Source organism: Pseudomonas sp. AC193 (genome assembly GCF_979258075.1).
Window position 1 is genome coordinate 984,574 of the sequence record NZ_OZ409832.1, and the last position, 23,061, is coordinate 1,007,634.

18 protein-coding genes are annotated in these 23,061 nt (G+C 58.9%); 11 read left to right on the forward strand and 7 right to left on the reverse strand.

Features of this window, described 5'->3' with window-relative positions; translation table 11 throughout:
• The first annotated feature begins 40 nt into the window (after positions 1-40).
• The 4 genes from ACZZ0D_RS04710 to ACZZ0D_RS04725 all read left to right on the forward strand — a co-directional run bounded on the left by ACZZ0D_RS04710 (position 41) and on the right by ACZZ0D_RS04725 (position 3,983).
• Positions 41-508 (forward strand): translation initiation factor 2, encoded by a 468-nt coding sequence (locus tag ACZZ0D_RS04710; RefSeq protein ID WP_463552559.1) that lies wholly within the window; start codon positions 41-43, stop codon positions 506-508.
• 166 nt (positions 509-674) lie between these two features.
• Positions 675-929: a YkgJ family cysteine cluster protein gene (locus tag ACZZ0D_RS04715; protein WP_401243336.1), complete on the forward strand. Its 255-nt coding sequence runs from the start codon at positions 675-677 to the stop codon at positions 927-929.
• Positions 930-970: 41 nt separating this feature from the next.
• Complete coding sequence (locus tag ACZZ0D_RS04720; protein WP_053122514.1) at positions 971-1,576, forward strand: START domain-containing protein; 606 nt, start codon at positions 971-973, stop codon at positions 1,574-1,576.
• A gap of 313 nt (positions 1,577-1,889) precedes the next feature.
• Positions 1,890-3,983: an LTA synthase family protein gene (locus ACZZ0D_RS04725; RefSeq protein ID WP_463552560.1), complete on the forward strand. Its 2,094-nt coding sequence runs from the start codon at positions 1,890-1,892 to the stop codon at positions 3,981-3,983.
• A 75-nt stretch (positions 3,984-4,058) separates the two neighbouring features.
• Here ACZZ0D_RS04725 and ACZZ0D_RS04730 read toward each other — a convergent pair whose 3' ends face one another.
• On the reverse strand, positions 4,059-4,217 hold the full coding sequence (locus ACZZ0D_RS04730; protein WP_169432680.1) for a DUF3309 family protein: 159 nt from the start codon (positions 4,215-4,217) through the stop codon (positions 4,059-4,061).
• Between the two features lie 311 nt (positions 4,218-4,528).
• Here ACZZ0D_RS04730 and ACZZ0D_RS04735 point away from each other — a divergent pair, with 311 nt between their 5' ends.
• From ACZZ0D_RS04735 to csrA, 3 genes are all read left to right on the forward strand, one after another.
• Positions 4,529-5,344, forward strand: coding sequence for an SDR family oxidoreductase (locus ACZZ0D_RS04735; RefSeq protein WP_463552561.1), 816 nt, complete (start codon positions 4,529-4,531; stop codon positions 5,342-5,344).
• A 63-nt stretch (positions 5,345-5,407) separates the two neighbouring features.
• A complete protein-coding gene (locus ACZZ0D_RS04740) occupies positions 5,408-5,740 on the forward strand; it encodes a YnfA family protein (protein WP_463552562.1) in 333 nt (110 codons plus the stop codon).
• 139 nt (positions 5,741-5,879) lie between these two features.
• Positions 5,880-6,065 (forward strand): carbon storage regulator CsrA, encoded by a 186-nt coding sequence (csrA, locus tag ACZZ0D_RS04745; RefSeq protein ID WP_400753333.1) that lies wholly within the window; start codon positions 5,880-5,882, stop codon positions 6,063-6,065.
• Between the two features lie 5 nt (positions 6,066-6,070).
• Here the strand turns inward: csrA and ACZZ0D_RS04750 are convergent, their stop codons facing one another.
• From ACZZ0D_RS04750 to ACZZ0D_RS04765, 4 genes are all read right to left on the reverse strand, one after another.
• Positions 6,071-6,298 (reverse strand): YheU family protein, encoded by a 228-nt coding sequence (locus ACZZ0D_RS04750; protein ID WP_003192759.1) that lies wholly within the window; start codon positions 6,296-6,298, stop codon positions 6,071-6,073.
• A gap of 175 nt (positions 6,299-6,473) precedes the next feature.
• A complete protein-coding gene (locus tag ACZZ0D_RS04755) occupies positions 6,474-7,661 on the reverse strand; it encodes an osmoprotectant NAGGN system M42 family peptidase (protein WP_463552563.1) in 1,188 nt (395 codons plus the stop codon).
• A 159-nt stretch (positions 7,662-7,820) separates the two neighbouring features.
• Positions 7,821-9,569 carry an N-acetylglutaminylglutamine synthetase gene (ngg, locus tag ACZZ0D_RS04760; RefSeq protein WP_463552564.1) on the reverse strand — a complete coding sequence of 583 codons (1,749 nt, stop codon included), beginning with the start codon at positions 9,567-9,569 and terminating at the stop codon, positions 7,821-7,823.
• Positions 9,570-9,572: 3 nt separating this feature from the next.
• Positions 9,573-11,345: an N-acetylglutaminylglutamine amidotransferase gene (locus ACZZ0D_RS04765; RefSeq protein ID WP_212543762.1), complete on the reverse strand. Its 1,773-nt coding sequence runs from the start codon at positions 11,343-11,345 to the stop codon at positions 9,573-9,575.
• 316 nt (positions 11,346-11,661) lie between these two features.
• Here ACZZ0D_RS04765 and ACZZ0D_RS04770 point away from each other — a divergent pair, with 316 nt between their 5' ends.
• Positions 11,662-16,482, forward strand: a complete 4,821-nt coding sequence (locus tag ACZZ0D_RS04770) for an NEL-type E3 ubiquitin ligase domain-containing protein (RefSeq protein WP_463552565.1) — start codon at positions 11,662-11,664, stop codon at positions 16,480-16,482.
• Between the two features lie 3 nt (positions 16,483-16,485).
• On the opposite strand, the gene mnmC is transcribed toward ACZZ0D_RS04770, so the two are convergent.
• Complete coding sequence (gene mnmC, locus ACZZ0D_RS04775; RefSeq protein ID WP_463552566.1) at positions 16,486-18,465, reverse strand: bifunctional tRNA (5-methylaminomethyl-2-thiouridine)(34)-methyltransferase MnmC2/FAD-dependent 5-carboxymethylaminomethyl-2-thiouridine(34) oxidoreductase MnmC1; 1,980 nt, start codon at positions 18,463-18,465, stop codon at positions 16,486-16,488.
• 227 nt (positions 18,466-18,692) lie between these two features.
• Between mnmC and pap the strand changes: the two genes are divergently transcribed.
• Positions 18,693-20,207 (forward strand): polyphosphate:AMP phosphotransferase, encoded by a 1,515-nt coding sequence (gene pap, locus ACZZ0D_RS04780; RefSeq protein WP_159811527.1) that lies wholly within the window; start codon positions 18,693-18,695, stop codon positions 20,205-20,207.
• A gap of 102 nt (positions 20,208-20,309) precedes the next feature.
• Entirely contained in the window at positions 20,310-21,494 is a 1,185-nt protein-coding gene (locus tag ACZZ0D_RS04785; protein ID WP_212543758.1) for a thiolase family protein, read from the forward strand.
• Between the two features lie 129 nt (positions 21,495-21,623).
• Here the strand turns inward: ACZZ0D_RS04785 and ACZZ0D_RS04790 are convergent, their stop codons facing one another.
• Positions 21,624-21,818 (reverse strand): DUF6316 family protein, encoded by a 195-nt coding sequence (locus ACZZ0D_RS04790; protein ID WP_212543757.1) that lies wholly within the window; start codon positions 21,816-21,818, stop codon positions 21,624-21,626.
• A 211-nt stretch (positions 21,819-22,029) separates the two neighbouring features.
• On the opposite strand from ACZZ0D_RS04790, the gene ACZZ0D_RS04795 reads away from it, so the two are divergent.
• The gene (locus tag ACZZ0D_RS04795; RefSeq protein ID WP_463552567.1) at positions 22,030-22,989 is read left to right on the forward strand and encodes a DMT family transporter; all 960 of its coding nucleotides are present in this window, start codon (positions 22,030-22,032) and stop codon (positions 22,987-22,989) included.
• Positions 22,990-23,061: the final 72 nt, after the last annotated feature.

A 23,061-nucleotide genomic window follows, 5' to 3' on the forward strand; every position in this document is an offset into this window, starting at 1 on the left:
GCCAGCATATGGCCCTCTGCCGTTAATGTCGTTGGAGTTCATGAAAGCGATTTTTCCTGCCGCCTGGGTTGTGCTTTGCCTGCTGATGATCGGCCATGTGCCCGATGTCATGGCGTCTGGCCCGGAAAAACCGGCAGCGACCACGCCGGCGAAAAAAGCGCCGGCAGTGAAGAAGGCCGCAGCTGCGAAACCAGTCCAGCAGAAAATTGTGAAGAAACGCCCACCGGTGGCTTCCAAATCGAAGTCCGCCCGTGAAGTGGCGAAAACCCCGCTGCCGTCGACCAAACTCGATCTGAGCCTGCCCAAAGACATGGTTCAAGAGTTGAAGCCTAAGGGCACCGTCGAGATGCCCAAGCGCGAGCCGATCCTGCCGCAGATGTTCGGCGAGAAAAACACCGGGTTCCAGCTCAATGGCCGTTTGCTCAGCAACGAAATGCAGTTGCAGCTGCGCAACGAAGAGCGTCGGGAAGTGGAAGGCGCGGCGCTCGATTTCGAATTCAAGCAATAAACAGCACGTTGCTGTGACCCGCAGACCAGACGCTTTGTCGGAGACCGGTCAGTCACATTCAGTAATCGCTAAAAACCCCGGTTCAGGCAATTTAAAACAGCCGTTTTAGCGGTTACTCTGTTCCGCGTCCCTTTTACACATCGCCCGTCGCGAGGAATTGTTCGTCATGAAATGCCGTGAAGGCTGTGGCGCTTGCTGCATCGCCCCCTCCATCAGTTCGCCGATTCCCGGCATGCCTGATGGCAAACCTGCCGGCGAACGTTGCGTGCAACTCTCGGTCGAAAACCTGTGCAATATTTTCGGCCGCCCCGAGCGCCCGGCAGTCTGTTCCGGCTTCTCTGCCGACATCGAAGTCTGCGGCAGCAACTCGGAAGAAGCGATCAGGCTGATCGGCTGGTGGGAACAAATGACGGCGGCGTGATGTGTAAAACGAACGGAACTTCAACAATAAGGAATAAGACTATGGGTTCGCTGCATCGTATCGCTGTGTTGTGTGGTTTGACCGCTGTGCTGGCCACCTCGGTTGCCCAGGCTGAAGACTGGAAAGTCGCCAAGAACGAAGACGGCATCAAAGTCTCCCTGAGCGAAGTGCCGGGTTCGGACTACAAGTCCTATCAGGGCGTCGCGCTGATGAAGACCACCGTCGCCAAACTGCGCGCACTGCAGGAAGACGTCTCCGGTGCCTGCGCCTGGATTCACGAGTGCAAGACCCAGAAATTGCTCAAACACGAAGGCGATCAGAGCTGGACTTACACCCAGTTCAACACGCCTTGGCCAGTCACCCCGCGTGATTCGGTGCTGAAAGTCACCACCGTTGAAGGCGCCGACGGCAGCCTGACCCGCAACCTGGAAGGCCTGCCGAAGTACATTCCGGAAGAAAAAGGCTTCGTTCGTGTTGAACAGGTCAAAGGCTTCTGGAAGTTCGTACCGAAAGGTGATCAGGTTGAAGTGACCTATCAAGTTCACACTGAGCCAGGCGGCAGCGTGCCGGCGATGGTTGCCAACAAGTTCGTGGTCGATGCACCGTTCAACACCCTCAAAGCTCTGAAAGAACGCGCCGAGAAGTAATCAGCCCGCTCTACACAAAACGCCCCGACCGATTCGGGGCGTTTTGTTTTGTATCTATATTGTGTTTCCAGATATGCGTTGCACGAAATTTTCACAAAGTGTTCCAGACAATTCGCCCGCGCTGTTTGCACGTTGCCGCTGTCTGCTGCCGCTTGAAATGAAACTGTCTGGCGGCGGGGCAGTAATCAATGGCAATGGTGCGAACGATCGTGCAACATTTGCGCACCGCGCACGCCCCGGGGCCTGGAATGGCCAATAGAGGGCAGGGCGCCGCTGTATTTTTGCAACTTCAACTAATGGGTCCTAAAACGACATGGCAAACCCGGACGCCCTGAATCAGCAGCGATCTTCTGCTCGCCTGCTGCAACCGACCCTCAAATCGCATCTGGCCTACACGCTGCTTTGTGCGCTGGTCATGATGGTGATGTTTTCCGTGCTGCGCCTCGCGCTGCTGGTCTACAACCGCGAGATGATCCTCGATACCCCGGCCTCGACCTTCCTCGAAGCTTTCGCCAACGGCCTGCGTTTCGACCTGCGCCTGGTGGTTTACCTGTGCATTCCGCTGGTACTGGCGCTGTTCAGCGCACGGGCCATGGCAGCACGCGGTTTCTTCCGTCTGTGGCTGACCATCGCTTCGAGCATCGCGCTGTTCCTCGGCCTGATGGAGATGGACTTCTACCGTGAGTTCCACCAGCGCCTTAACGGTCTGGTGTTCCAGTACGTAAAAGAAGACCCGAAAACCGTGATGAGCATGCTCTGGTACGGTTTCCCGGTGGTGCGTTATCTGCTGGCGTGGGTCGTCGGCACGGTGATTCTAACCCTGGCGTTCAAAGGCGCTGATCGTGCAACGCGTCCGCGCGGGCCGTTCAGCGGCGGTACCGTCAGCACCCGTCAGGTGGCGCCGTGGTACACCCGCGCTGCGGTATTCGTGGTGTGCCTGTTGATCTGCGTGGTTGCCGCGCGTGGCACCCTGCGTCAGGGCCCGCCAATGCGTTGGGGTGATGTCTACACCACCGATTCCAACTTCGCCAACCAACTCGGCCTCAACGGTACGCTGTCGCTGATCGCCGCTGCGAAAGACCGCATGGGCGAAGACCGCGACAACATCTGGAAAGCCACACTGCCGCAAGAAGAAGCGCAGAAAGTGGTGCGCGAGATGCTGGTGATGCTGGACGACAAACTGGTCGATGCCGACATCGCTGCCGTGCGCCGTGATTACACGCCGCCGGCCGACAAGACCCTGCCGATCAAGAACGTCGTGGTGATCCTGATGGAAAGCATGGCCGGTCACTCGGTCGGTGCATTGGGCGCGCCGGGCAACATCACGCCGTACCTCGACAAACTGTCGAAGGAAGGCCTGCTGTTCGACCGTTTCTTCTCCAACGGCACGCACACCCACCAGGGTATGTTCGCGACCATGGCCTGCTTCCCGAACCTGCCGGGTTTCGAATACCTGATGCAGACCCCGGAAGGCAGTCACAAACTGTCCGGCCTGCCGCAACTGCTCAGCGCCCGTGATTACGACGACGTGTATGTCTACAACGGTGACTTCGCCTGGGACAACCAGTCGGGTTTCTTCAGCAACCAGGGCATGACCAACTTCGTTGGCCGTAACGATTTCGTCGATCCGGTGTTCTCCGATCCAACGTGGGGCGTGTCCGACCAGGACATGTTCGATCGCGGTCTGGTCGAGTTGAAGGCGCGTGAAAACGGCAAGCCGTTCTATGCGTTGCTGCAAACCCTGTCCAACCACACGCCATACGCCTTGCCGTCGCCATTGCCGGTCGAGCGCGTCACCGATCGTGGCAGCCTCAACGAACACTTGACCGCCATGCGTTACTCCGACTGGGCGTTGGGTCAGTTCTTCGAGAAGGCGCGCAAAGAGCCGTACTTCAAGGAAACCCTGTTCGTCATCGTCGGCGACCACGGTTTCGGCAATGAGCGTCAGATCACCGAAATGGATCTGGGCCGCTTCAACGTGCCGATGCTGATGATCGCGCCGGGCATCCAGGAGAAGTTCGGCACCCGTGACCACACCGTGGGCACGCAGATCGACATCGTGCCGACCATCATGGGTCGCCTCGGTGGCGAAGTGCGTCACCAGTGCTGGGGCCGTGACCTGCTCAACCTGCCGGAAGGCGACACCGGTTTCGGTGTGATCAAACCGTCGGGCAGCGAGCAGACCACTGCCATCGTCACCGCAGACCAGATTCTGGTACTGCCGAAAGACAAGGACATGTCGGCGAAGCTCTATCAGTACCAACTGGGCGCCACCCCAAGTGCCGAGGTTATTCCGGATGCACCGCGCGCTGCCGAGTTGAAACACAAACTCGAAGCGTTCCTGCAAACGGCGACCAAGAGCCTGATGGACAACACCGCCGGTGTGATTAACGGCAAGCCGGACTAAGCGCTGTAAAGTAAAAGTCCGCGCAATAAAAAAGAGGCCCTGAAAAGGGCCTCTTTTTTTTTGCCGGCTAGAGGGTTATATCCGACCCAGTAGCAACAGCACCAACAGCACGACCAGCACCACACCGATGATGCCCGACGGACCATAACCCCAACTTCTGGAGTGCGGGAAGACCGGCAGACCACCGATCAGCAACAGGATCAGGATAATGATAAGAATTGTGCCCATGTCGATTTCCTTGTTGAGAGAGTTCGAGAAGTCTTGGTGTTCAAGGGGCGACTGGAGACTAAGTAATTCCAGACGGCTTACAAAGTCCGACTGGTGCGAATGAAAGAAAATTCAATGTTTTTTTAATGTATTTGGATTTCAGGCTTATTTCCTTTAAAGCGAAAGATCAAAAGATCGCAGCCTTCGGCAGCTCCTACAGAAATTCGTGTACGGAATGATCTTTTGACCTTGTATTCAGCAACTTGATGGAGCGTGGGCGCGCGCACAACCTTCGCTACACTCCGCGCATCTTCCCCAGAACAACAAGGCTGTGTGCTATGCAAAATCGCATGATGATCACTGGCGCGGGCTCAGGCCTGGGTCGCGAAATCGCGCTGCGCTGGGCGCGTGAAGGCTGGCAACTGGCCTTGTCCGATGTCAGCGAACCTGGCCTGCAGGAAACCCTGAAAATGGTGCGCGAGGCGGGCGGCGACGGCTTCATCCAGCGCTGCGATGTGCGTGATTACAGCCAACTCACAGCCTTCGCACAGGCTTGCGAAGAAAAACTTGGCGGCATCGACATCATCGTTAACAACGCCGGCGTCGCGTCAGGCGGTTTCTTTAGCGAACTGTCGCTGGAAGACTGGGACTGGCAGATCGCGATCAACCTGATGGGTGTGGTCAAGGGCTGCAAAGCGTTCCTGCCGCTGCTCGAACAAAGCAAAGGCAAGATCATCAACATCGCCTCGATGGCCGCGCTGATGCAGGGCCCGGCAATGAGCAACTACAACGTCGCCAAGGCTGGTGTCGTGGCGCTTTCGGAAAGTCTGTTGATTGAACTGGCGCAACAGGAAGTCGGCGTGCATGTGGTCTGTCCTTCGTTCTTTCAGACCAACTTGCTTGATTCTTTCCGTGGCCCGACTCCGGCAATGAAGGCGGCGGTCGGCAAGTTGCTGGAGAGTTCGCCGATTACCGCAGCGGACATCGCCGATTACATTTACCAGCAAGTCGCTGCCGGCGAGTTCATGATCCTGCCTCACGAACAAGGGCGCATGGCGTGGGCGATCAAGCAGAAAAACCCGCAACTGCTCTACAACGAAATGACCTCGATGGCCGAGAAAATGCGCGCCAAGGCCAAACAGATCAACGGCTGACCTTGCTCGTTGCCGATTGCGTCGTTAGGGTGGCCGCAATGGTCACCCTGTCGAGACGCGTCAATGCTCAATTACTTGTGGTTCTTCCTCGCGGCGCTGTTTGAAATCGCCGGTTGTTACGCCTTTTACATGTGGCTGCGTCAGGGCAAAAGTGCGTTGTGGGTGATCCCGGCGTTGCTCAGCCTGACGTTGTTCGCGCTGTTGTTGACCCGTGTTGAAGCCAACTATGCCGGCCGTGCGTACGCCGCTTACGGCGGGATTTACATCGTCGCGTCGATTGGCTGGTTGATGGTCGTCGAGCGCGTTCGTCCATTGGGTTCGGACTGGATCGGCGTGGCGCTGTGCGTGATCGGCGCCAGCGTGATTTTGTTCGGGCCGCGCTTTTCTGCTGCCTGAACTGATCGATTTGTGGGAAGTGTCTGACAGCTAGAGGCTTGCGAGGGTGTAAGGCAAAACTGATTTGTCGGCCACGCATTGTGGCGCGCCGGCAAGCCGCGCATCTTCAGGGTTTGCCACCCCCTGAAGGACGAACCTCATGCTTGTACTCAGCCGTGTAGTTGGTGAGTTGATTTCCATCGGTGACGACATTTCCGTGCGCGTGCTGTCCGTCAACGGCTCCAGCGTGCGCTTTGGCGTTGAAGCGCCGAAGAAGGTCAATGTGCACCGCGCCGAAGTCTATGACCGAATCCAGCGCAAGCAGGCCCGCGAAGGGGCCCGCTGAGAATTTCAGTCGAATAGATGCTTGGGCACGTCGTGCTTGAGCATCAACTGGCACTGCTCGCTTTCCGGGTCGAAGACGATCAACGCCTGGCCTTTGGTCAGCGCCTGACGTACGCGCAGCACGCGGGTTTCCAGCGGCGTGTCATCGCCGTTGTCGGTGCCGTCACGGGTGACGAAATCTTCGATGAGGCGGGTGAGGGTGTCGACTTCAAGAGCGTCGTAAGGGATGAGCATGGGCACCTCGGCTGAATCAATGTCGGGATGCTACGGCGATTGCCGGTTGGCTGCCAGTTTTGTGTTGACCGCACCGACGCCTTCGCGAGCAAGCCCGCTCCCACAGGGGAAACGCATTCCAAATGTGGGAGCAGGCTTGCTCGCGAAGAGGCCGGTACAGACAACAATTATCTATCTAGTCGGAACGCTGCCCCACCAGGCTATCCACCGGCGGCACCCGCGTTTCGCTTTCCATCTGCGTGTCATGTTCAATCTGATGACTGAAGCGATCCAGCGAAGCATTCGCCGGCGCCGCATCACTGGCAAACACCGGCGGGCTCAAGATGTACGCGCCCAACAATCGGCTCAGTGCGGCCAGACTGTCGATGTGCGTACGCTCATAACCATGGGTCGCATCGCAACCAAACGCCAGCAGCGCGGTACGAATATCGTGCCCGGCCGTCACCGCCGAATGCGCATCGCTGAAGTAATAACGGAACAGATCACGACGCACCGGCAGCTCGTTTTCAGCGGCCAGGCGCAGCAAATGCCGCGACAGATGATAGTCGTAAGGCCCGCCGGAATCCTGCATCGCCACGCTCACCGCGTGTTCGCTGGAGTGCTGCCCCGGCGCGACCGGCGCAATGTCGATGCCGACAAATTCACTGACGTCCCACGGCAATGCCGCCGCCGCGCCACTGCCGGTTTCTTCGGTGATGGTGAACAGCGGATGGCAATCGATCATCAGTTCCTGACCGCTGTCGACGATGGCTTTCAGCGACGCCAGAAGCGCAGCAACGCCAGCCTTGTCATCGAGGTGACGGGCGCTGATGTGGCCACTTTCGGTGAACTCCGGCAGCGGGTCAAACGCCACCACGTCGCCAACGCTGATGCCCAGCGAATCGCAATCGGCCTTGGTCGCGCAGTAGGCGTCCAGACGCAATTCGACGTGATCCCAGCTGATCGGCATTTCATCCACGGCGGTGTTGAACGCATGCCCGGACGCCATCAACGGCAACACACTGCCGCGAATCACACCGTTGTCGGTGAACAGGCTGACACGGCTGCCCTCGGCGAAACGGCTCGACCAGCAACCGACGGGGGCGAGGGTCAGGCGACCGTTGTCTTTCACCGCGCGGACGGCGGCGCCGATGGTGTCGAGGTGTGCAGAGACTGCGCGGTCAGGGCTGTTTTTCTTGCCCTTGAGCGTGGCGCGAATGGTGCCGCGCCGGGTCATTTCGAACGGGATGCCGAGTTCTTCGAGACGCTCGGCGACGTAACGCACGATGGTGTCGGTGAACCCGGTCGGGCTGGGAATGGCGAGCATTTCCAGGAGGACTTTTTGCAGGTAGTTGAGATCCGGTTCGGGGATTTGTGAGGTCATGGAAACTCCTGATGGGTTGAGCACATCGATGGTTTCGATGAGGAAGAATGCTGGTGAATTTGAGGGCCTCTTCGCGAGCAAGCCCGCTCCCACATTTGGAATGCGTTCCCCTGTGGGAGCGGGCTTGCTCGCGAAGGCGTCAGCCAAGACAAAGCAGAATCAAGAAACAGCCGGCTGACTGTGCGGAAACAACAAATCAACAAACCGCTCAGCCGTCGGCTGCGGTTCATGATTGGCCAACCCGGCGCGCTCGTTGGCCTCGATAAACACGTACTCCGGCTGATCCGCCGCCGGCACCATCAAATCGAGGCCAACCATGGGAATGTCCAGCGCCCGCGCCGCACGCACCGCCGCGTCGACCAGCGTCGGATGCAGAATCGCCGTGACATCCTCCAGCGTGCCACCGGTGTGCAGATTCGCGGTACGGCGCACAAACAAATGCTCACCCGCCGGCAGAATGCTGCTGTAGTCATACCCGGCCGCATGCAAGGTGCGCTGGGTTTCGTGATCCAGTGGAATCTTGCTCTCGCCACCGGTGGCCGCTTGCCGACGTCGACTTTGCGCCTCGATCAACGCGCCGATCGAATGCTGACCATCGCCGACCACTTCCGCCGGCTTACGAATCGCTGCTGCGACCACTTCAAAACCGATCACCAGAATTCGCAGATCAAGGCCTTCGTGGAAGCTCTCCAACAGCACTCGGCTATCAAATTGTTTCGCCGCTTCGATAGCCTGCTGCAGCTCTTCGATGTTCTGCAGATCCACGGCCACACCCTGGCCCTGTTCACCGTCGAGCGGCTTGACCACCACCCGTTGATGCTCATCGAGAAAGGCCAGATTGTCGTCGGCATTGCCCGCCAGTTGCTGCGAGGGCAGGTTCAGACCGGCCGCTTTCAGTACTTTGTGCGTCAGGCTTTTGTCCTGACACAGACTCATGCTGATCGCGCTGGTCAGGTCGCTCAGCGATTCACGGCAACGCACGCGACGGCCACCATGGCTGAGGGTGAACAATCCGGCGTCGGCGTCGTCGACCTGCACGTCAATGCCGCGCCGATGCGCCTCTTCAACGATGATCCGCGCGTACGGATTGAACTGTGCTTCCGGCCCGGGGCCAAGAAACAGCGGTTGATTGATGCCGTTTTTGCGCTTGATCGCGAAGGTCGACAGGTTGCGAAAACCGAGCTTGGCGTAGAGGTTTTTCGCCTGACGGTTGTCGTGCAACACCGACAGATCGAGATAGCTCAAACCGCGACTCATGAAGTGCTCGACCAGATGACGCACCAGCACTTCGCCGACACCCGGCCGCGAGCATTGCGGATCAACCGCGAGGCACCACAGGCTGCTGCCGTTTTCCGGATCGTTGAACGCCTTGTGATGATTCAGGCCCATGACGCTGCCGATCACCGCGCCGCTGTCCTCATCCTCGGCCAGCCAATACACCGGGCCGCCCTGATGGTGCGGGGTGAGCAGGGTGGAGTCGATCGGCAACATGCCGCGCGCCTGATACAACAGATTGATCGCCTGCCAGTCCGCCTCATTTTGCGCCCGGCGAATGCGGAAGCCGCGAAACACGCGGGTCGCTTGACGGTAATCGCTGAACCACAAACGCAACGTGTCGGACGGATCGAGAAACAGCTGCGTCGGTTCCAGCCCGAGAATCTGCTGCGGCGCAGCCACGTACAGCGCGATATCGCGTTCGCCGGGCTGCTCGTTGAGCAGTTCCTGCGCCAGTGACGCCGGGTCAGGAAAGGTGTGGCCGATCAGCAACCGGCCCCAACCGCAATGTACTGCGATCGGGTCGGCGGCGAGGGTGCTACCATCTTCGGCCAACCGCGCCTGCAAGCGTTCATAGGACGGAGTCTGACCGCGAATCAGGCGCTGATTGATGGCCGTGGCATGGGGTTTCATCGATCAGATTCCTTGTTCACTGAGCCACAGGTTCAGAGCAGCCAGTTGCCACAGCTTCGAACCGCGCAACGGCGTCAGTTGGCCTTGCGGGTCGGTCAGCAATTTGTCGAGCATGGCCGGGTTGAACAGGCCGCGATCCTGACTCGGATCGAGCAGCAGTTCGCGCACCCAGTTCAAGGTGTCGCCTTGCAAATGCTTGAGGCCAGGCACCGGGAAATAGCCTTTTTTACGGTCGATCACTTCACTTGGAATGACTCGGCGCGCGGCTTCTTTCAACACTTGCTTGCCACCATCCGGCAGCTTGAATTTGCCGGGCACACGGGCCGACAGTTCAACCAGTCGGTAGTCGAGAAACGGCGTACGCGCTTCCAGGCCCCAGGCCATGGTCATGTTGTCGACACGTTTGACCGGGTCATCGACCAGCATCACCGTGCTGTCCAGACGCAGCGCTTTGTCCACAGCGGCATCTGCGCCGGGCTGTGCGAAATGTTCCTTTACGAAGTCGCCGGCAGCGTCATTCGCGGTCAGCCATTTCGGTTGTACGGTGGCGGCGTAGTCGTCATAACTGCGGTCGAAAAACGCGTTGCGATATGCCGCGTACGGGTCGGCCGCGCCGTCGACTTGCGGGTACCAGTGATAACCGGCGAACAGCTCGTCCGCGCCCTGGCCGCTCTGTACCACCTTGCAGTGCTTGGCCACTTCGCGCGACAGCAGATAGAACGCGATGCAGTCGTGGCTAACCATTGGTTCGCTCATCGCGCGGAACGCCGCGGGCAGTTGCTCGATGATCTCTTTCTCGTCGATGCGCAGTTGATGGTGCTGCGTGCCGTAGTGCTTGGCGATCAGATCCGAATACTGGAACTCGTCACCGCGCTCGCCGCCGGCATCTTGAAAACCGATGGAAAAGGTCGACAGATTCTCCACGCCGACTTCGCGCAACAGACCGACGAGCATGCTCGAATCGACACCGCCGGACAGCAGCACGCCGACATCGACGGCGGCACGTTGACGAATAGCCACCGCTTCGCGAGTGCTGTCTAGCACGCGGTCGACCCAGTCTTCCAGCGTCAGATTTTTCTCGTCGTCGTGTGGGCCGTAAGGCAGCGTCCACCAGGTTTTCTGCTCGGTGGTGCCATCGGCTTCAACGCGCATCCAGCTCGCTGGCGGCAGCTTTTCAATACCGGCCAGCAAGGTGCGCGGCGCAGGCACCACGGCGTGAAAATTCAGGTAGTGATTGAGCGCCACCGGATCGAGGATCGGGTTGATGTCGCCGCCCTTGAGCAGCGCCGGCAGGGCCGAGGCAAAACGCAAACGCTGACCGGTGCGCGACAGGTACAGCGGCTTCACGCCGAGACGGTCACGGGCGATAAACAGACGCTTGGCATCGCGCTCCCAAATGGCAAACGCGAACATGCCGTTGAGTTTCGGCAGCAGCGCTTCGCCCCAAGCGTGATAGCCCTTGAGCAGCACTTCGGTGTCACCGCCGGAATAGAAGGCATAGCCCAGCGCTTCGAGCTCAGCGCGCAATTCCGGGAAGTTGTAGATCGCGCCGTTGAAGGCCAGCGACAGGCCGAGTTGATTGTCGACCATCGGCTGCGCCGAGCCGTCCGACAAGTCCATGATTTTCAGGCGACGATGGCCCAGGGCAATCGGCCCTTGAGCATGAAAGCCCCACGCGTCAGGGCCGCGAGGCGCCAGGTGATGGGTGATTCGCTCGATGGCTGCAAGGTCTGCAGGTTGTTGATCAAAACGTAACTCGCCAGCTAATCCGCACATAAAGTCCTTACCGGTTTTTCCGTTGGGGAGGGTATTTCTTCAGCGGCCGACATGGCCGGTACTCAGAAACTGACCCGGTGCGGTTGTGGGAGTTTTAGAACGATGAGTTATAAGCGCGCGTATCCGACAGCGCGTAATGACAAAGCGAGCGCCGCACCACTTACCAAATGATCGAATTCAAATGGCGGTATATAGATATTTTATCGGTGCAAAAAACTGTTGAATTACCGGGGTTTCAGCCGTTTTTTTAGGTTTTTTATTTTTCCTCGGTATTGATATGGTCGTCGTTCGAACCCGCAATAAAGGACTATTGCAGATGCCGACCACAGAAATAAAAACGCAGTCTCAAGATCTGACTTTGAACACGTTGCTCGACGCCACTGGCGATCTGGACAGCGCCGAAGCCTTGCAAAAAAACCTGCCCGCTTTTTTGCTGAAATGTTCAGTCACCCAACTCGCGGCGATTGATCGAACTACTCGAGATTTGCATGCCGTTCAACTGACAGTCGAAAAGGAGCTGGCCACGCTCAAGCCGTTGCACTCCTTTTGTATCGATGAACTGAACGTTGCGCTGTGCCAGAAATGGCCGGTGGATTTCGACGTAGAAAAGGATTTTCTGAGCTTGCCCGGTGCCGATTGCGGCTGCGAGCCGATATCGACAGATGAAAATGGCGTAAAAACCTTTCCGGCGGCCACGCAGACGTTGCTACAGGCCGCCATGCAGAATTTCACCGAAGAGGAAGCAGCAGGCGGATTTCCCGTCGGCAGTCAGGTCGTCGTACAAAGCACTCCGGCCGGCGTAAGCGGTTTGACTGTGGCGGCCTTTGCCGGGCTATGCCGAGAGCTGGATCTTGGTAAACGCTATCAGGCGCATTTTCAGCAGGTTTTCGGGCCTTTGGAGGGTGACGACAAGGCCGTGGTGCGCAACGCCATGGTTCACGACATTGCGAGCATGAAAAAGCTGTCGCTGCAATTGGACACCCAACTCGCCGCCATCAAAAATCACATCACCCCTGCCGGTTTGCAGACTGTGCAACGGCTTATTGACGCCGAAGGTGTGGTGTCGGCGGCAACGCTGCTCTACAAAAAACAGACACTGACGATGCAAGGCCTGGAGATTTTCGACAGCTGCGTTTGGGGTGTCGTGGTGTTTTGCGCCCATTCGTTCGAATCGCATCCTCAGGAACCGTGTCTGGTGTATATGGCGGGAGAGCCCGAGCGCGCGTTGTACGAGTACCCGAGCTTCAATGCGTTCAAACAGTACCTGACGCAAAAGTTGAAGGATCGGCGCTACAAGGATTACTTCGCCAACAGCATTGATGAAGATGACAAGGCAGATTTTTTCAAGGCTGTCGCCGATTCCGCTGAGCTGGGATCCATCAGGTCATTGCCGATCACGGTGCCGCTGTTCGAGTTCATGGTGCAAAGTCACGTAGGCAAAATGCAGGTTGATGCACGCAAACTGGTGGTGCCGACCGCCGACATTGATGACGATGCACGCGGCAAACGTCTGCTGGATTTTCTCCAGCTCGGTGTCACCGTCGCCTCCGTAGCAGGATTTTTTGTACCGGTGCTCGGCCAACTGATGATGGGCGTTGCGGTAGGGCAATTGCTTGGCGAGGTGTATGAAGGCATCGAGGACTGGCGGCGGGGCGACCAGCAGGAAGCGCTGTCACACCTGCTCAGCGTGGCGGAAAATATTGCACTGATGGGCGTGTTCGCGGGTGGCCAGAAAGTCGTTGGCACGCTTGGACGCAATCTGGTGCGTTCACACCCGGCCTTTTTTGGCCAGTTCACCGCGATTTACAATCATGCCGGCAAACCACGCCTGTGGCGGCCCGATTTAAGCCCTTACGAGCATGACCTTCCGCCCGGGCTCACGCTGGCCGAAGGCGCCAAAGAGCTTCATAAGATCGGCAGCAGGTTTTACGGTCGGGTCGAGCACCGAATCCTTGCTGGTACTACCGATTCGGCAGCGGGTACCTGGCGCCTGCAACACCCTGGACGCACTGAAGCGTTCTCCCCGGTGCTTGAACGTCACGTCGAAGGTGGCTGGCACACTCCGGCCGAAGACACAGAACAGTGGCGCAGCGCGGCGTATACCCTCAAACGTATCGATCCACAGCTGTGTGATTTTACAGATGCCGAACTGGACATGATGCGCAGGATCAGCGGCGACCGCTACGAAGCGTTGCAGCGTGCCTTGCGCGACAATCTGCCGCTGTCATCCCGTCTGCGCGACAGCGTGGAGCGACTGCGTACGGAGCGACGGCTCCGTGTGCTCATCGGCGAGCTTGAGCGGGGCGAAACCCACTCAGGGCAACCTGTGCATGAACAATTGCGTGCGTTGCCAAGGATGCCCGGCTGGCCGACAGACCGTTACATCGCGGTCACCGATGCCGCAGGCGAAGTCACGGCAACCTACCCCCTCACCACGGTGCGCGACGATCGTCTCAGTGTGCTGATTAATGAAGACCAATTGGCTGAAGGTCAATTACTGCAAAAGGTCATCGACGGTTTGTATCAGAAGGAAGTCGATGCCTTGCTGGGGGGCAGTCCCGGTCGTCAGAACGAACGCGAGATTCTCGCTAAAAAACTCGGCTCACGGCTCAAGGCTGATCGTCCGGCGGTGTTCCAGCGAATGTATGAACGCTATGACCGGATCGAGGCTGACGATGTGCAGAAGCTGCGCAATACGTTTGTCGAGCTGCCGGCGCGCCATGCCCAGCGTCTTATCGATCAAGCGCCGAGTGTCGAGCGTCTGCACCTGCGCTCTACCGGTCGAGTGCCTGTCGGTCTGGCGCAGAAGGTCAGGGCCGCGACCCATCAGGTACGTGTTGATCGTGCGCTGATCGGGCTTCATTTGCCGGTATTGGCCAATCCGGACACTGAAAAGCTGGCCATACAGTTACTGCCCCGTCTGAGCGGCTGGGATGCACAACTGCGGCTTGAGGTACGAGAAAAAACCCTGAAAGGGCCTTTGCTGGAAGCGATTGGCGTCGAGCCGGCGACGCCCTTGAACACCCGCACTTTGGTTAAATCCAATGGCGGGTACGATGTGTTTGATGGCGACAGAAAATCGCTGGGACGGGTTGAGGCGGGGGCTGACGATCTCTATCAAGCCATTCTCAAGGCGCTGGCTCCCGCGCAACGTACCGCCGCCGGTTTTCCCGATCCGGTGCCTGCTGATGGGGCTCGACTACGCAATAAGCTGCTTGAAACTGCACTGGACGAGCGCGAGGTGACTGCGCGGATGTTGATCTCCGGCAAGTCTGAGCCGGTTGTTTTCGAGCCGGCTTGTGTGCAGGCCGATCAGGTGATGACGACGGCTCATCCGCGAGCATTGCTGCGCAAAGTCTTGAGGCTTTTCCCCAGCTACACCGAAGCCCAGGCCAGCCAATTGATCGATCAGTTGGGCAACGACCCGCTGACCCGGGCAACCGGTGTTAAAGCGTTGCGTGAGGATCTGCGCAGCCTGCGCGATGCACTGGAACTCTGGAGCGAGGATGAGCCCGCGATAAGGGCGCTCGGCGGGGATGGGCAAGAGGTGCGTCATAGTCGCAAAGCCACCGCTGAACTGATTGAGGACAGTTTTCGGCGACTCTTATGGGTCAGAGACGCCAATGGTCAACCCGTTTGTACGTTGAGTCTGGACGGCATGCGAGTCGGCAAACTGCCCACTCTGCCACCTGGTCTGAAGTTCGACCACATCAAGCGATTGTCGTTGAGGAACATGGAGCAAGGGGACGATATCGCGTATTTCCTCCGCTCGTTCAAGCAAGTTGAATCCCTGGAGCTTGATCGCAACAAGCTCACTCGGCTGCCGGAAATTCTCTCGTTCATGCCTGATCTTGGCCGGTTGAGCCTGGCGGGTAACCAGATCAAGCTGACCGAGCAGACGCTGCTGAAACTGAGCCAGTTGCGCACGCTTCACAGTTTGAACCTGAGCGGCAATCCGCTGGGGGCAACCCCGGATGTCAGCCATATGTTGAAATTGCGCTCTCTGGCACTGCGCGAGACCGGTGCTACGGAGTTGCCCAACGGTCTGGCACGTTTGCCGAATCTGGATTGGGTGGATTTGCGCAACAACGAAATAAAGGTATTGCCGGATTGGCTCTTCAAAACCCCGCGACGTTTCAGTCAGACACTTAACCTGCGATTCAATCCATTGTCCGACGTCAGCAACACGCACCTGTCGAATTACCGGGAAAACATCGGCGTCGGCATGGGCTATCTGGATAACGATAATGCCCGTCTCGACGAAAACCAGGCGCGATCGCTTTGGTTCACTGACGGCGCGGGGGAGGACTGGAATCGTCGTAACCGAATCTGGACGGCATTCAAGGATGATCCGAGGGCCGAAGGATTATTCCATCTGCTGGCGGAACTCAGTCATACCGCCGATTCCGAAAAAGCGACCCAAGACATGCAACGACGGGTCTGGGCGGTACTCGAGGCGGCGGAGCAGCGAGCGCCGTTGTACGAACAGATCCTCGATCTGGCGGCCAATCCGATCAACTGTACGGACAGTGCAGCGATAAACTTCAGTCATCTGGAAATCGCCGTTGAAGTCGACAGGGTGATCAGCCCTGCTGAAGGTCGAGTAAATGGTGCCAAACCCCTGATCAAACTCGGCCGTGGGCTGTTCCGACTGGATCAGTTGAACCAGATCGCTCAAGAACATGCCGACAAGAATCCGACCTCCGATCCTTTGGAGGTCAACCTCGCGTATCGCACCGGTCTCGCCGATGACCTGGATCTGCCGGGGCAGCCGCGGTTCATGCGTTATGCCTTACTGGCCGGTGTGACCCGTGCTGATCTGGACATTGCGAAGAACAGGATCGTTGCGGCTGAAGCTTCAGCGCAGTGGGTGACGTTCCTGCAGCGCCAGTCATTCTGGTGCGATTACCTCAAACGCACGTTCAGTCGCCAGTTCTCCAATATTGACGAGACGTTTTCCCCGCAGTTGGATGCCGTATTTGAACAGGCGAGCACACTCAGTTCCGCCGATTATCTCAGCCAGATGGATGCGATCAGGTTCCAGCGCGAGCTGGCTGAGGAAGCTGTGCTGACACGCCTGACCGACGATGCGATACGTTTGGTTAATCTGGGGATCTGCGCCTTGCCCCAAGGGTAAAAGTTACTTGCCGCGAATCAGGCGGCGCAGCGCAAAGCGATTGGGGTGGCACGCCTCAGCGACACTTCGCGGCAGCGGCAACGGTTCGTTATCGAGCCAGGCTGCGAGCAATTCACCCGACAGCGGTGCGGTGATCAGACCGCGAGAACCGTGGCCGCTGTTGACGTAGAGCCCGTCAAGCCACGGGCAGGCCACGTCCGGAACCTGGCGGGCATCTTTGGCTAACGTGGCGTATGCCTGATTGAACGCATCGCGGTCGGAAACGGGGCCGACGATCGGCAAATAGTCGGGGCTGGTGCAGCGGAATGCGGCGCGGCCCTGAAGGTTTTCGACAGGCTGTTCGCTGATGTGCAGACGCGATACGAGGTCGCTGGAGATCTCTTCGAGCATCGCCAGATTGCCTTCGTGTTCGGCGATGGTCGGGGTCAGGTCGTCGCTGTTGAAATCGAAGCTCGCACCGAGGGTATGTTCGCCCAAACGTGCCGGGGCGACGTAGCCTTCGGCGCAAACCACGGTAGTCAGGGCCTGGCTTTCTGCGGTCTCGGCAAGGCGAGTGATTTGTCCGCGAATGCGCTTGAGCGGCAGCTCGGCACTTTGCGCAAAACGTTTGATCTCGGCGGCGCCGGCCAGCACCACGACCGGTGCGCTGGCCAGTAAGCGGTCACCGTCGAAGGCTTGCCACTGATCGTCGACTTTGCGCAGTTCCAGTACGTCACGATGGCTGAGCAGTTCGATGTTCGGCTGCGCGGCTTGCGCCTGACACAGCGCCGGTGGATGCACCCAGCCGCCCTCGGGATAGTACAAACCGCCGTGGGCCAAAGCGATGCCGGCGCGATGTTGCGCTTCGGGCTGGTCGAGCCAATGCAGTAAATCCTCGGGAAACGCTGCGGCCAATTGCGCATGACGCTCAGCTTCCTTGGCATTGAACGCCAGTTGCAGCACGCCGCAATCGTCCCAATCGGTGCCGCGTTGCAGGGTTTCCAGCAAGCGACGGGTGTAGCCGAAACCGCTGACGATCAATTGCGATAACGCGGTGCCGTGGGCGGAGAGCTTCAGATACAGCACGCCCTGCGGATTGCCCGAGGCTTCTTGCGCCACGCCATCGTGGCGCTCCAGCAAGCTCACTTGCCAACCGCGCGCGGCGAGGCTGGAAGCGGTGGCGCAACCGGCCAGTCCGGCGCCGATTACCAGTGCACGACGTTCGCCTGCCACTGGGGCAGGGCGGGCGAACCACGGTTTTACCGGGGCGGGTGGCGCAACGTCTGACGGCCAACCGAGGAACTCGCCACGCAGAATTTCCCACTTATGGCCAATGCCCGGCGTGCGTTTCATTTTGAAGCCGGCGGCGTTGAGCAAACGGCGTACCCATCCGGTGCTGGTGAAGGTGCTGATGGTCGAGCCGGGTGCCGCGAGTCGTGCCAGTTCGACGAACAGTTCCGCCGTCCACATGTCCGGATTTTTCGCCGGGGCGAAACCGTCGAGAAACCATGCGTCGATCTGTGCATCGAGTTGCGGCAGTTGCTCCAGCGCATCGCCGATCAGCAGGGTCAGCGTCACGCGACCGTCGGCCAAGGTGATGCGCTGAAAGCCTTGATGGATGGCTACGTAATGCTTGAGTAACTGATCGGCCAGCGGTTTGAGTTCTGGCCACAAGGCCAATGCCCGTTGCAGATCGGCCGGGCTCAACGGGTATTTTTCGACGCTGACAAAATGCAGCCGCGCCCCGGCCACGGCGTGTTGTGCGAACAACTGCCAGGCACAGAGAAAATTCAGCCCGGTGCCAAAACCGGTTTCGCCGATAACCAGACGACCGCTTGCCGGCAGCGCAGCAAAACGCTCGGCCAGGCGGTTTTGTTCGAGGAACACATAACGGGTTTCATCCAGACCGGACTTGTCGGAAAAATACACGTCATCAAACACTCGCGAACGCGGGCGTCCCTGTTCATCCCAATCGAGTTGGGCGTGGGGCAATACGGGTTTCATGGCAGGCTCGGCAACGACAAGGCGGCCATTCTAGCCGATCGGGCGAGGGGTGCTTGATCCATGGCAAGGTCTGATCCAGGGGGCCATGGAAAATGTCAAAAGATCGCAGCCTTCGGCAGCTCCTACAGGGTGGATTGCATTCCAGTGTAGGAGCTGCCGCAGGCTGCGATCTGTTCAGAGGTTGTCATCATCCGCTAGTCTTGCTGAACCCTGGAAGGAGCCGTCCAATGTTTGAATCCGCTGAAATCGGTCACGCCATCGACAAAGACACCTACGAGGCCGCCGTCCCGGCACTGCGTGAAGCGCTGCTGGAGGCCCAGTTCGAGTTGCAGCAACAGAAGCGTTTCCCGGTGATCATTTTGATCAACGGCATCGAAGGCGCGGGCAAGGGCGAGACGGTCAAGTTGCTCAACGAATGGATGGATCCGCGCCTGATCGAGGTGCGCACTTTCGACCAACAGAGCGACGAAGAACTCTCGCGGCCACCGGCCTGGCGTTACTGGCGGATGCTCCCGGCCAAAGGGCGGATGGGGATTTTCTTTGGCAACTGGTACAGCCAGATGCTTCAGGGGCGAGTCCACGGTTTGTTCAAGGATCCACGCCTGGATCAAGCGATCGCTGGCGCCGAGCGTCTGGAAAAGATGCTCTGCGATGAAGGCGCGCTGATCTTCAAATTCTGGTTTCACCTGTCGAAAAAGCAGATGAAGGCGCGACTCAAAGCGTTGGCCGACGATCCGCTGCACAGCTGGCGCATCAGCCCGCTCGACTGGCAGCAATCGGAGACCTACGACAAATTCGTCAAATACGGCGAGCGCGTGCTGCGCCGCACCAGTCGCGATTACGCGCCGTGGCATGTGATCGAAGGCATGGATGCGAACTACCGCAGTCTGGCCGTCGGCAAGATTCTCCTTGAAGGTTTGCAAAGTGCGCTGAAACGCCCGGACGTGCATCCCCACGATGTCAGCGCCGCGCCGCTGGGTACGCCGGTTGATCATCTGAACCTGCTCGACAGCCTCGACCTGACCCAGCGTCTGGACAAGAAAGATTACGAAGAACAACTGATCACCGAACAGGCGCGCCTGTCCGGTCTGATGCGCGACAAACGCATGCGTCGCCATGCACTGGTCGCGGTGTTCGAAGGCAACGATGCGGCGGGCAAGGGCGGGGCGATCCGTCGGGTTGCGGCGGCGCTCGATCCGCGCCAATACAACATCGTGCCGATTGCCGCGCCGACCGAAGAGGAGCGTGCGCAACCGTACCTTTGGCGTTTCTGGCGACATATTCCGGCGCGCGGCAAGTTCACCGTGTTCGACCGTTCGTGGTACGGCCGAGTGCTGGTGGAGCGCATTGAAGGTTTCTGCACACCGGCGGACTGGCTGCGTGCATATGGCGAGATCAATGACTTCGAGGAGCAGCTGGCCGACGCCGGGGTGATCGTCGTCAAGTTCTGGCTGGCCATCGACAAGGACACGCAGATGGAGCGTTTCCAGGAGCGCGAAGAGATCCCGTTCAAGCGTTTCAAGATCACCGAGGACGACTGGCGCAACCGCGACAAGTGGGACGATTACCGCGCCGCCGTCGGCGATATGGTCGATCGCACCAGTTCCGAGATCGCGCCATGGACGCTGGTTGAGGCCAACGACAAGCGCTGGGCGCGAGTGAAAGTGCTGCGCACGATCAACCGCGCGCTCGAAGACGCGTTCGAGAAATCCGACAAGCACGCGAAAAAGCACAAGGACTGAACCGATGGACACGCATACGCGGGGTGAATGATTGTCGCAGTCGGCAATGGGGTGGACTTATGCTCGGTTCACTCTCAACCGACAACAATAATGAGGTATGCCATGCGTGAAGTGGTGATCGTCGACAGCGTGCGGACTGGCCTGGCCAAATCCTTTCGCGGCAAGTTCAACCAGACCCGCCCCGATGACATGGCGGCACACTGTGTCAACGCGCTGCTAACGCGCAATGACATCGACCCGGCCAGCGTCGAGGATTGCATCGTCGGCGCCGGCTCCAACGAAGGCGCGCAGGGCTACAACATCGGCCGCAACGTCGCGGTGCTCTCGCGTCTGGGCACCGGCACCGCCGGCATGACCCTCAACCGTTTCTGCTCGTCGGGCTTGCAAGCGATTGCGATTGCCGCTAACCAGATCGCTTCGGGTTGCAGCGACATCATTGTCGCTGGCGGCGTCGAGTCGATCAGCCTGACGATGAAAAGCGTCAACACCGATCACCTGATCAATCCGCTGCTCAAGCAACAGTCGCCGGGCATCTATTACACGATGGGCCAGACTGCCGAAGTGGTTGCGCGACGTTATGGCGTCAGCCGTGAAGCGCAGGATCGCTATTCATTGCAGAGCCAGATCCGCACCGCGCAGGCGCAGGCGGCCGGGCTGTTCAACGATGAAATCGTGCCGATGTCGGTGAAGTATCGCGTTGAAGACAAGAACACTGGCGAAGTGCAAATTCTCGACGGCGTGGTCGATCGCGACGACTGCAACCGTCCGGACACCACCTATGAAAGCCTCGCCGGGTTGAAACCGGTGTTCGCTGAAGACGGTTCGGTGACGGCGGGCAACTCGTCGCAATTGTCGGATGGCGCGTCGATGACGCTGGTGATGAGTCTGGAAAAAGCCCTGGAATTGGGGCTGAAGCCGAAAGCGTTTTTCCGTGGCTTTACCGTGGCCGGTTGCGAGCCGGACGAGATGGGCATCGGCCCGGTGTTCTCGGTGCCGAAACTGCTGAAGGCGAAAGGTTTGCAGGTGGCGGACATTGATCTGTGGGAACTCAATGAGGCGTTCGCTTCGCAGTGCCTGTACAGCCGTGATCGGCTGGAGATCGATAACGACAAATACAACGTCAACGGTGGCTCGATTTCGATTGGCCACCCGTTCGGCATGACCGGGTCGCGGCAGGTCGGGCATCTGGTGCGGGAGTTGCAGCGGCGTAATTTGCGTTACGGGATTGTGACGATGTGCGTGGGCGGCGGGATGGGCGCGACGGGGTTGTTTGAAGCGGTGCGTTAAACCGCTGAATTTGCGTTGCCTGTTCGGGCCTCTTCGCGAGCAAGCCCGCTCCCACAGTTGAACGCAATTCCATGTGAGGAATGCGATCGAATGTGGGAGCGGGCTTGCTCGCGAAGGCAGCGCCAAGGCCTAACGGCTGGAATCCAGCCCCTGCATCCGCGCAATATAAGCCTGAATTTCCTTCTCAATCTGCTCGGCACTCTCAAACGGCCCCTCAAGGGTGTTTTCCCGAGTGCTGAAATACAGTTCACCATTGACCCGGCACACGCGGTCGCTGCGAAAGTGCGTGGCGGGGGCGTTGTCTTGGGCGCGCATGCCTAACATGATCGGTCTCCTTGGCTGAGGCGCTGGACGGGATCCAATCAGCTTATGCCTGAAGCACTTAACCCGCGCGGCCAGCCGATCAACGGCAGCGCGTCAATTTAATGCTGCGACCTGCACAGTTTCATTCACGTCCTGGCCCCAACTGTCCCTGTGTCGCGCCCGGCGGCAAGCCTAGAATGAGCGCACTCGTCAGCAGGCTTTTGGGGTTCGCATGCACATTTCATCCGGTCGCTGGGTTTACGGCTTGTTCCTGGCACTGCTGACCGCGTTTCTGTGGGGCATTCTGCCGATCAAACTCAAACAGGTGTTGCTGGTGATGGATCCGGTCACGGTGACCTGGTTTCGCTTGATGGTGTCCGGCAGTTGCCTGTTCATTTATCTGGCCGCGGTCAAACGCCTGCCGAGCCGCAAAGTGCTGGGGCCCAAGGGTGGCTGGCTGGTGCTGATGGCGGTGCTTGGTCTGGTCGGCAACTACGTGCTCTATCTGATGGGCCTTAATCTGCTCAGCCCCGGCACAGCGCAATTGGTGGTGCAGATGGGGCCGATCATGTTGCTGATCGCCAGTCTGTTTGTGTTCAAGGAGCGTTTCAGCATTGGCCAGGGCATTGGGTTGTTGGTGCTGCTGGTCGGTTTTGTGCTGTTCTTTAATCAGCGTCTGGCGGAGTTGCTGACCTCACTGTCGGATTACACCGCCGGGGTGCTGCTGGTGCTGCTGGCGTCGACGGTGTGGACGTTTTACGCGCTGGGTCAGAAGCAATTGCTGACGGTGTGGAATTCGTTGCAGGTGATGATGGTGATTTACCTGTTCTGCGCGTTGTTGCTGACGCCGTGGGTGCACCCGCTCGAAGCGCTGGAGTTGAGCCCGTTGCAGGGTTGGTTGCTGCTGGCGTGCTGCATGAATACGTTGATTGCCTATGGCGCGTTTGCCGAAGCGCTGGCGCACTGGGAGGCGTCGCGGGTCAGTGCGACGCTGGCGATTACGCCGTTGGTGACGTTTGGCGCGGTGGCGATTGCGGCAGGGATCTGGCCGGAGTACGTGCATGCCGAGCAGATCAATGGGCTTGGGTATGGCGGGGCGGTGTTGGTGGTGTTGGGCTCGGCGCTGGTGGCGTTGGGGCCGTCGTTGATTGCCGGGCTCAAGGCGCGGCGGATGAAAATGGCTGCAGGCTGACCGCGTCATCGTTCTTCGCGAGCAAGCCCGCTCCCACAGTTGACCGCATTTCCAACATGAGAATGCGGTCAA

What these genes read in the sequence shown, in the direction of transcription:
- ACZZ0D_RS04750 (WP_003192759.1), bottom strand. Translation starts at nt 6,298, where the DNA reads ATGCTCATCCCTTACGACGCTCTTGAAGTCGACACCCTCACCCGCCTC.
- ACZZ0D_RS04725 (WP_463552560.1), top strand. Translation starts at nt 1,890, where the DNA reads ATGGCAAACCCGGACGCCCTGAATCAGCAGCGATCTTCTGCTCGCCTG.
- ACZZ0D_RS04770 (WP_463552565.1), top strand. Translation starts at nt 11,662, where the DNA reads ATGCCGACCACAGAAATAAAAACGCAGTCTCAAGATCTGACTTTGAAC.
- ACZZ0D_RS04790 (WP_212543757.1), bottom strand. Translation starts at nt 21,818, where the DNA reads ATGTTAGGCATGCGCGCCCAAGACAACGCCCCCGCCACGCACTTTCGC.
- mnmC (WP_463552566.1), bottom strand. Translation starts at nt 18,465, where the DNA reads ATGAAACCCGTATTGCCCCACGCCCAACTCGATTGGGATGAACAGGGA.
- ACZZ0D_RS04755 (WP_463552563.1), bottom strand. Translation starts at nt 7,661, where the DNA reads ATGACCTCACAAATCCCCGAACCGGATCTCAACTACCTGCAAAAAGTC.
- ACZZ0D_RS04740 (WP_463552562.1), top strand. Translation starts at nt 5,408, where the DNA reads ATGCTCAATTACTTGTGGTTCTTCCTCGCGGCGCTGTTTGAAATCGCC.
- ACZZ0D_RS04720 (WP_053122514.1), top strand. Translation starts at nt 971, where the DNA reads ATGGGTTCGCTGCATCGTATCGCTGTGTTGTGTGGTTTGACCGCTGTG.
- ACZZ0D_RS04795 (WP_463552567.1), top strand. Translation starts at nt 22,030, where the DNA reads ATGCACATTTCATCCGGTCGCTGGGTTTACGGCTTGTTCCTGGCACTG.
- ACZZ0D_RS04785 (WP_212543758.1), top strand. Translation starts at nt 20,310, where the DNA reads ATGCGTGAAGTGGTGATCGTCGACAGCGTGCGGACTGGCCTGGCCAAA.
- pap (WP_159811527.1), top strand. Translation starts at nt 18,693, where the DNA reads ATGTTTGAATCCGCTGAAATCGGTCACGCCATCGACAAAGACACCTAC.
- ACZZ0D_RS04710 (WP_463552559.1), top strand. Translation starts at nt 41, where the DNA reads ATGAAAGCGATTTTTCCTGCCGCCTGGGTTGTGCTTTGCCTGCTGATG.
- ACZZ0D_RS04715 (WP_401243336.1), top strand. Translation starts at nt 675, where the DNA reads ATGAAATGCCGTGAAGGCTGTGGCGCTTGCTGCATCGCCCCCTCCATC.
- ngg (WP_463552564.1), bottom strand. Translation starts at nt 9,569, where the DNA reads ATGAAACCCCATGCCACGGCCATCAATCAGCGCCTGATTCGCGGTCAG.
- ACZZ0D_RS04765 (WP_212543762.1), bottom strand. Translation starts at nt 11,345, where the DNA reads ATGTGCGGATTAGCTGGCGAGTTACGTTTTGATCAACAACCTGCAGAC.
- csrA (WP_400753333.1), top strand. Translation starts at nt 5,880, where the DNA reads ATGCTTGTACTCAGCCGTGTAGTTGGTGAGTTGATTTCCATCGGTGAC.
- ACZZ0D_RS04735 (WP_463552561.1), top strand. Translation starts at nt 4,529, where the DNA reads ATGCAAAATCGCATGATGATCACTGGCGCGGGCTCAGGCCTGGGTCGC.